The organism is Microbulbifer taiwanensis (assembly GCF_014904815.1).
Lineage (GTDB): Bacteria > Pseudomonadota > Gammaproteobacteria > Pseudomonadales > Cellvibrionaceae > Microbulbifer > Microbulbifer taiwanensis.
Window position 1 is genome coordinate 1 of sequence record NZ_JACZFR010000074.1, and the last position, 8,638, is coordinate 8,638.

General features: G+C 43.7%; 11 protein-coding genes and 1 pseudogene. 2 read left to right on the top strand and 10 right to left on the bottom strand.

The genetic code is table 11. The features are described 5' to 3' along the window. Positions 1-146: pseudogene (locus IG627_RS20980) on the top strand (IS30 family transposase); the annotation flags it as partial. Between the two features lie 28 nt (positions 147-174). Here IG627_RS20980 and IG627_RS20220 read toward each other — a convergent pair. Next, the gene (locus tag IG627_RS20220; protein WP_193195047.1) at positions 175-516 is read right to left on the bottom strand and encodes an immunity protein Imm33 domain-containing protein; all 342 of its coding nucleotides are present in this window, start codon (positions 514-516) and stop codon (positions 175-177) included. Positions 517-666: 150 nt separating this feature from the next. After that, complete coding sequence (locus IG627_RS20225; RefSeq protein WP_193195049.1) at positions 667-993, bottom strand: hypothetical protein; 327 nt, start codon at positions 991-993, stop codon at positions 667-669. A 730-nt stretch (positions 994-1,723) separates the two neighbouring features. On the opposite strand from IG627_RS20225, the gene IG627_RS20230 reads away from it, so the two are divergent. Beyond that, positions 1,724-2,686 (top strand): IS110 family RNA-guided transposase, encoded by a 963-nt coding sequence (locus IG627_RS20230; protein ID WP_193195051.1) that lies wholly within the window; start codon positions 1,724-1,726, stop codon positions 2,684-2,686. Positions 2,687-2,714: 28 nt separating this feature from the next. Here IG627_RS20230 and IG627_RS20235 read toward each other — a convergent pair whose 3' ends face one another. From IG627_RS20235 to IG627_RS20270, 8 genes are all read right to left on the bottom strand, one after another. After that, complete coding sequence (locus IG627_RS20235) at positions 2,715-3,176, bottom strand: hypothetical protein (protein ID WP_193195053.1); 462 nt, start codon at positions 3,174-3,176, stop codon at positions 2,715-2,717. A gap of 170 nt (positions 3,177-3,346) precedes the next feature. After that, a complete protein-coding gene (locus tag IG627_RS20240; protein WP_226865495.1) occupies positions 3,347-3,877 on the bottom strand; it encodes a hypothetical protein in 531 nt (176 codons plus the stop codon). Positions 3,878-3,972: 95 nt separating this feature from the next. Next, positions 3,973-4,422 carry a hypothetical protein gene (locus IG627_RS20245; protein ID WP_193195057.1) on the bottom strand — a complete coding sequence of 150 codons (450 nt, stop codon included), beginning with the start codon at positions 4,420-4,422 and terminating at the stop codon, positions 3,973-3,975. A gap of 91 nt (positions 4,423-4,513) precedes the next feature. Then, the gene (locus IG627_RS20250; protein WP_226865496.1) at positions 4,514-5,302 is read right to left on the bottom strand and encodes a hypothetical protein; all 789 of its coding nucleotides are present in this window, start codon (positions 5,300-5,302) and stop codon (positions 4,514-4,516) included. 92 nt (positions 5,303-5,394) lie between these two features. After that, positions 5,395-6,732 carry a DUF4041 domain-containing protein gene (locus IG627_RS20255; RefSeq protein ID WP_193195061.1) on the bottom strand — a complete coding sequence of 446 codons (1,338 nt, stop codon included), beginning with the start codon at positions 6,730-6,732 and terminating at the stop codon, positions 5,395-5,397. A gap of 138 nt (positions 6,733-6,870) precedes the next feature. After that, positions 6,871-7,338, bottom strand: a complete 468-nt coding sequence (locus tag IG627_RS20260; protein WP_193195064.1) for an RDD family protein — start codon at positions 7,336-7,338, stop codon at positions 6,871-6,873. A 164-nt stretch (positions 7,339-7,502) separates the two neighbouring features. Next, positions 7,503-7,997 (bottom strand): T6SS immunity protein Tdi1 domain-containing protein, encoded by a 495-nt coding sequence (locus IG627_RS20265; protein ID WP_193195066.1) that lies wholly within the window; start codon positions 7,995-7,997, stop codon positions 7,503-7,505. A gap of 93 nt (positions 7,998-8,090) precedes the next feature. Further along, a complete protein-coding gene (locus IG627_RS20270; RefSeq protein WP_193195068.1) occupies positions 8,091-8,516 on the bottom strand; it encodes a hypothetical protein in 426 nt (141 codons plus the stop codon). Positions 8,517-8,638 lie beyond the last annotated feature (122 nt).

Genomic DNA, 8,638 nt, shown 5'->3' on the forward strand with positions numbered 1-8,638 from the left:
GCCTGATAAGACAATACCTCCCGAAGGGACAAACGATGATGGGGCTGACGCAGCAACAATGCGATGACATTGCACGAAAGCTCAACACCCGCCCTAGGAAAAGATTTGCGTACAAGACACCAGAGCAAATGTACTATGGCAAGTAACTACTTTTGTCGCGGTTCAAAGTTGATACTAGGCATTTAGCAACTCAGCCTCATACCAGACATCTTCGTAGTTGTTTCCATCAATGAGAAAACGGTAACCAGGAGGCAAATCCAGATACTCCATTACCTCTGGCAAGTACTCTTGAATATGCTCGACGTGGAGTGGTGAAAAGAAGTCGTGATCTTGTGACATGACTTCACCGCACCAGATATACCAACCGTTCGTACCATTTTCCGGCTTATGCCGGAGTCCATTGATCGGCCCAGAGCCCAGCGTACCGAGCGCGACACCCAATTTTGTACCTGCTTCAGGCTTTTGCGGCTCAACACCTGCCCATTCACAGATTGTTTGTTCACGCAGGATTTTCATGATGCTCCAGATGCATAACGCCGCCAGCAGGGGCAGCTTACCTTGCGCACCTTTTGCGCGAAAATTGGAGCGCAGCGACCCGCGCAAAAGGTGCGCAAGGCAAGCTGTCCCGCGGAGGGCCGCAGGCCCGGAGTATCCTGCCTGGCCTGGTTAGGCGCGTCGCTCATAATATACCCAGAGATAGAAAAAGCCGACCACTGTTCCGATGGGAAAATTGAGTAAACAAAAAATTGAATAGGGAACCGCTAATGTATGTGCACCACTATCTTCTTGAATTAGCCCTATACCCGCAGCCAGGCCAACGGAATTTATTAATATCAATACCGCCAAGAAGGCAATGAAGATCCAAACTAAGAGTTCAGGAAGTTCAGTGAAAAAGAACAAGTAGAACACGATGCACGCAATAGATGCTGCCGCAAGTGATAAAACGGCATATATTACCAGTGCCCAACCCGCCAACTTCTCCTTGCTATCCATTTTAAGCTCTCCTTAGCGCCTAACGCCCACGGCAGGGGCGGCTTACCTTATGCATGATTTGCGCGAAAATGGGAGCGAAGCGACCGCGCAAAACGTGCATAAGGTAAGCCGTCCCGCGGAGGCCCGAAGGGCCGGAGCTTCACTGCCCGTAATTGTTAAGTGCTGAACTACTTGCAAGCCAAACATTCCACACTATTAATTGTTGAATACTCCGCATACCAATAATGCGGGTCGTTTATTTTACGGTACTCTAAAGACTCGAAGGTATAGGGCTTGTGGAAACGACGCTTTAGGATTACCAAGTTCTTGCACTTTGGTGGCCAAGCACCAGCCTCAGTTACTTCGTTACCGCGAGCCAACTCTATATTTAGAATTTCATTCAGTTCACTTGACTCGAACAATGTTTGACTCTCCTTGTGCACTTAACGTTGCCAGCTGGGGCGGCCTGCGCTGTTTATGCGCGCAGCGCATAGCGTAGGCCGTCCCGCGGAGGCGCGCAGCGCCGGAGCGTACAGCCTGGCCTTGTATGGTCAGATTCCCCATATCTTCGATAAAGTGAGGCCCGTAACTTGCCTCCACAAGTTACCGGTGTGGCAGCTCGATGCCTGGCAGGAGCAGGTTCAACCTAGCCCGTTAACAAGCGTGTAGCGCCACACCGACCCTATGTATAACCCGAACAGTCGAATGGGCCTCATGAGCCCGAATGTAGCAAGGATGGGAGATTCTCACAATGCGCAAAGAAGCTACAGAAGGGGTAAATATTGGTGCAGATATAGGAAAGAGTTTCCTCGACATCCAACTTCACGAGCGAGATCGGTATTGGCAAATAGAAAACACCAAAACCGAGATCAATAGATGGATCAAGACCATACGTCGATTCAAGATCGCGAGGGTAGTACTCGAGGCGACTGGTCGTTATGAACGCTTGTTTTATGAACAGTTGGTCGAGGCAGGCATACCTGTCGTTATAGTGAATCCATTGAAAGTCCGACGCTATGCAGGAGCTGCAGGCATTCTCGCCAAAACGGATAAAGTCGATGCCAAACTCATAGCCGAATTCGGCGCGGTGATGCAGCCTGAGGTAATGCCTCCTGAATCGAAAATACAACGTCAAATCAAGGACTTACTGGTTAGACGGCGGCAGATTATGACGATGCGGACGATGGAGAAGAACAGAGGCAAGATAATGCCGAAGTACCTCCAGGCTGACTATCGGCGGCATATCAAATTCCTGGAAAAAGAAATTGAGAGGGTCGACGAAAAGCTGGATAAGACCATCAAAGCGGAAGAGCTTTGGCGCGCCAAACGTGAACAGCTAGAATCTGTCCCTGGGGTAGGTAAATTGCTGGCCACCACACTAATTGCAGAGCTCCCAGAGCTGGGTAATTTGAACCCCAAGGAAATCGCAGCCCTTGTTGGCGTAGCCCCCTTCAATAGAGACAGCGGCTCGCAGAGAGGCAAGCGCCGCATCAAGGGCGGAAGAGCGCCCGTGCGAACCATTCTCTATATGGCCACACTTTCGTCGACAATTCACAACCCGATGATTCGAGAGTTCTATAAACGTCTAGTGGCTCAGGGTAAACATAAGAAAGTCGCCCTGACCGCCTGCATGAGGAAGATGATAGTAGTGCTGAATGCCATGGTGAGAGACGGTACTTACTGGGGACAGAGCGACGTCAAGCTAGCTGCTTGACATCACAGTCGCTTGTTATAACTGCCGATCACCACTCCGCCCCAAGCATTGCAACTGTATTTCTTGCCCGATTATAGTTTTCTGAAGCCTTGGTATCTTCAGTATTTAGGCTCCCCAAGAAGGATAGTGACATCAAATTTCTTGAAGCCTGCTTAAAATTTTCTTGGTTCGGTATGATACGAAGAAAAACGGCTAAAAATCTTGGGTTAATAGAGTAGTAAGCAGACTTTAAGTTGGCAGCGCATAATCGAATTTCATCTTGTGCCTTATAGTACCGCTCCTTCTCATCAAAACTATCATCATATTTTAGACGAGCGTTCAATTTGTTTGAGTAAAATCCCAGTAGCGAGATAGCTTCAAACTTGTACTTTTTAAAATCTTGCAACGGTTCAATAAATAATTTTAAGAACAGCTGCGAGGCCGAGTGGATTAAAAATCCACCAAGAACTGTCATTGCTGCCGTAAGTAATATCTTTTCAAAATCGCCCATTTCTCTTCCGCGTTATAACGCCCGCAACAGGGGCGACCAATGCTGTGCACATCTTGTGCGAAACTGGGAGCGCAGCGACCCGCACAAAATGTGCATAGCGTTGGGCGTCCCGCGGAGGCCCGAAGGGCCGTAGCATACTGCTTGCGTTTGTTACATTTTGTTGGCACCACTTACTCCAGACTATCTACGTAGCCCCTAACTTTCTTTGCCGGTATTGGAAATAATTTGCTACCAAACAAAGGAATTGCTATTGCTACAACAAAACCAACCCACATGCCAGGAGAGAACCAAAATATCCTATCACTACCCCAAAAAAACTCGAGATGATAGGTGAAAAGCCAAAGAAACACTGAAAATAGCGGAATGCCCGATGCGATACAAATAGCTAGTGATGATTTTGATTGGATTGGTTTTCTAACTTTTAACCCTTGAAATTTCACAACATCAAGATGGGCTTCTCGAATGTAAATTGTGATTTTCTGCCAGACGTACAAATTAAAAATTGGAGCAAGAACAATAGCAATAGCAACCAAACCCGCCCCCTTACTTTTTGCATTCCGCAATACATCAACTGCCGTATTAATTAGGCTGCCATCAGCTCCAGTAGCCGAAATCACCGCAATGGAGCCTACGATGGCAGCTACCAAAAGCAATACCCAGCTGTATTCGAACCAACGATTTACCAATTTAATAAAATACATGATATAGAAATGTAACGTCGCCATAACCGGCAGCCGGAGCGTAGCGTAGGCTGTCCGGCGCCGGAAGGCGCGAAGTTAATGGCTTGGTTAAGTTTTTATAGCTCAAATGTGGCATTACCAATTAATTCGTGAAGTCTTTCCTCTGTTACCATTAACTTTGATAGCTTATTCGAAAGAACGTCAAGAGTAACCACACTTTCCTGGTTTCTAAGAGAACGTATTTCATCCCATGCTGTATCTAAAAAAATAGATTCCAACGAAATTCGTATTGGGTTGTGGGCTATTGTATTTCTAATGTCAGCAAGCTCTATAAGGTCATCCATAATTTTGTGGAGCTCACTTCTTTCTGAGATGGAAAGTTCCATGTTGGAAATGAAATTACGTAATTTATTTACCCTCTTACTAAACTCTAGATTCTTAAATTCGCCATAATTTTGAGTGCTAAAATCAATAAGGGCTCTAGCTATTTCAAACTCCACTTCCGCAAAGCGAATCATGAATGCCCCAATCAGATTTCTCCATTCGATATATTTATCGTCTTCCATTCTCAAACTCTTGCGAACACTTAACGCCCGCGGAGGCCCGAAGGGCCGTAGCATCCTGCCTGCGATTGTTATGTGATTGAGTACCGAGCAGCTACTTGCAGCTGTTTATCTTGACAGTTAGTTTTTCCTCTCCGCCTTCATTATATTGAAACCTTGCAGATACTCCATTTTCGACTAATTTATTAAAAATTTCAGACTCTTGTTTGCTTCCTTTATGACACATTTGTTGTTTTATAAATTCTTTGAATCTACCATGTAAACTGCTTGGTGGAGTTGTTCCAACTTTATTCTCATAAATCCACACGACTTCATTTCCAGTGAAATATACCGCTTCTAGTTTTGAGAGTGAATCAACTTGCTTACCGATATTCTTTACCTCGCTAGCAACAACTCTTTTTGCAAGTTTTTTTATTTCAGAGGTAACTTGATAATCTTGAGATTCATTCTTTTTAGTGAAAATCCCCCACCCAGACTCCCTATTATCATTTCTAATGTCATAAAACTTTGCATTTATATATGTTTGTTCATTTTCTACTATTTCAATTTTCCACAGCTTCAAATTTTCGCTAAATTGCGCATTCTTCATCAATTCAAGTGCACACGTTTTATCGAACAATTCAAGCGAAAATATTTTAGCTTTTTGATTTTGACCTAATCTATACCTTGCTTTGCAAGGGAAATTACTTCCAGAATCTAAATTTTTAAAAACTCCCCACTCAACGAACTTTTCGCCAATTAGAATCGTTCCGTATATAGCTTGACTGCTAGAACTGTATGCTTCCCAACGCCCTTCCAATGAAGGTTCTTCTGCCATACTTAAAACTGGGATAACCTGGAAAATAAGATAAACTAAAATACTGTGTTTCATTGATTTATCCATAGTATCACCGACCTCATATAACGCCCGCATTTGCGGCTGGTTTGAAGCGTAGCGGAAAACCTGTCCGACAACATGCACTCGTTATGTTCTTACTATATAGCTTCCGGAAAAGTCTCAACCACATCACTTGCTGTTTTTTCTTTGTCCCGTTGTGCAATAATGCTCTTGGACTCACGGTAATCTCTAGCCTCTGCTGTTTCAATGAATTCAGCATCTGGTGAAATTTTTCGAACCTCATTCTCAATATCTGAAAGAGTGACACGAAAAAACTCCTTTCGTGTATTTACTAAATTGAGTCTCATCTGGTCAAATTTCTTGTGCAAAGAGCTTTCCAAAGCTGGAGCATCTTCAGAGTGAATCATTGCGTGAACATCAAAAGTAAAGGGTACGCTTGCGTCACCAAGTTCCTTAACTCGATCTAAAGGCTCAAGCCGTCTAGTCATCCCGATTTTGTACACATTATCGCCGAAAGAGCCGATATTCGAGATGATATACACATGCCCGCGCTTCGTTTGTTCAGCCATAGATTTGGCCCGCTCAGACTTTTCATGAGCCTCTTTAAGCTCCTCACTCAACTGAGATATTTTTTGATTGAGTGAATCCAACTTAGTACCCGTTGCTTTCTCTGCTTCTTTTCTGGCTTTTTCCAGCAGTTTGTTATATTTTTCCTCTTCTTTTAGAGTCTTTTCAATTTCTTGCTCTAGCTTCGCTTCCTCGCGCATTTGGAGCCTAATTTCTTGTTGCTCTTCTTTTTCTTGCTGTTTCTTTTCCGCGTATTCGTAGGCAAGCCTAAGCTCTTTCAATTTGAGATAGTAATATTCATGTGAAATAACAACTGCATTAGATTGATTTAGCTTATTAATAGCATCGTATGCTTTCTCAATTCGCTGCTCCATCCTATCAACATTATTCCATCTTGTATTAGATACGGCCGCGTCACACTCATTGTTAAATGCTCTCGCAGTTAATTTTATGGCGCGATTAGTCATTGTCCGGCCTTTTGCTTTGCTGCCTTCTACAGACCACTCAGTAGTACAAAAGACTGCTTGTTTAGATGAAACTAAGTCTTTCTGTTCCTGTTTTACCCTAGCTATTTCCTCTTTGTACCTTTCGGATGTATCAAAATCAAAATGAGGCTTGTAAAAACCTAGTTCAGCCAGCTGAATTTCTTCGTCATATATTGCGGCCTCTTTTACCAATTTGTCGAATAATGCTCGCTTTTCCTTATAACTGTCGCGAAGAGTTTTTATTTCTTGATCTATAGCGTCTTTTTCTTTCTTCGATTTCTCAACTTCTAGATCGACATCAATAATTTTTGAGTATTTTGATTCAAGCTCTTTGACACGCGTTTTCATTCTGAAGGTTATGAATAGAACTGCTACAAAGGCTATAGCTAAAACAACTATTCCGACTATTACTTGATCTTCCATAAAGGTATATCCTCGAATCTAATTTGGAACATAACGTTGCCAGCAGAGGCGGCCTACGCTTTTTATGCGCGCAGCGCATAGCGTAGGCCGTCCTGCGGAGGCGCGCAGCGCCGAAGCGTACTGGCTGGCCTGGTTAGCCTACGCCTTTACAACCTGTGTACCTGCTACTAGATCATGCAGACATTTTCGATCTTTTCTGAATATGAACAAAGGATCAATTACTAACAGAACATTTAAAATAGGAATCAATGTGCACACATAAAGAGGAACAAAGCGAAGCCCGATAGATTGTTTAACGTGAGGCACCGCCCCATCTTTTGATGCAATACGAATGGATAGGAGTTTTTTCCCTATAGTTTGTCCATACGTTTTTAAGAAATAGCCATTGAGCAGCAAATATACAACAAAACCAAAAAGACCATTAATTAATGCGGTATCAAAATCAGGCTTAACCCCCTTTGAAATAGCTTCTAGTTGTCCTGAATATATAAAAAATGGGAGCGCGAGAAACATCTGAATAATAGCATCTATGCTAGACGCAAAGAATCTTCGTGCTCGGCTCGCCAGCTCTGTTTCAGCGAAATTTTCTTCATTACTCTCGTTCATGATGACCTCTTTTACTACATTTTATGGCGGTGAACTTGGTAGGCTAACGTTGCGCTCTGGGGCAGTTTACTTTATGCATCTTTGTGCAAGAATGCGAGCGTAGCGAGCTGCACAAAGATGCATAAAGTAAACTGTCCCTCAGCAGCGCCTGGTTAGGCTTTTGCTCACTCCTGAACCTCTAAGCTGATACTATTTATAGGGGTTCCAGATGGTAGATCTTTGATCTGCTCATGTAGCTGCCCAGATAAATCTACATGAACAGCCCAAGAAACGGGGTTATAATTTTCTTTCTTATAACACCCACCAAGAATGGGAGGCTTCTTAGGAGAGAAACAACAACCTTCAGTTAGCGACTGATCTGACAGTTCAACCAGCAAACGGTATTTAAACCAATGTCCTGGAACACTATCCATAGTTGTTATCATTGCCCGAAAAGACTTCCATGACTTCGAAGCAAGTTCAACTTGACCGGCTCCGGTGTCAAGGAAATAAACCCGCTCTCTGTTAAAAATTCCCTGCCTTCTCACAAAGAATATATCTCCCATCGCTGTCAACAACCGAATTGATGCATTTTTACCAACCAGCCATCGCCAGGCTTCAAGTGCGTCTCCTTTACCTAAGTCGGTTACAGGGGCAAATATATCTACTTCTTGATTCATAATTGATTTCTGCAGGACGCCTAACGACAAGGGTAAAGGGCACGCGCTGTTTGCGCGTCCCAGCGACCGAAGGAAGCGATTTTGACCCGCTTGTTAGCTGCTTTGATCAACCTTGAATTCCTCGTAGTTGATAATGGGACAATCAAGTCTCTCGAGCATCCTTTCTTGCTGAAAGCCAGAACCAATGCCGTCAAGTAATTGCCCAGCTGTATATTCAGTTAAGGCTTCAATTTCTTCTTTGTTTAGAAGCCGATTAATCTTGTAGTCGATTTTACCTATTAAAGATTGTGACTCCTCTAAATATTCAAAGGACATAAGGCCACCGGATATTTCTACTTCATTTAGCAATGGATCATCGTGATCGGGTATCCATGTTGAAAAGAGGTTGTCTTCTCCATCGTAGCTAAACCCGTCATATTCTCTTAAAGTTCTTGTGTCGGTTATTTCGTTAAGAATTCCATCGTCATCAGACTTTCCATCTGCTAAAAAAACAGGTCCATAAAATGTAATACTTGGCATCTATCCTCCGCTTTGTGATCTTTGGGGCAGCTAACGCCCACAGCAGGGGCAGACAATGCTAAGCACATATTGTGCTAAAAAGGGAGCGCAGCGACCAGCACAATATGTGCTTAGCGTTGGCT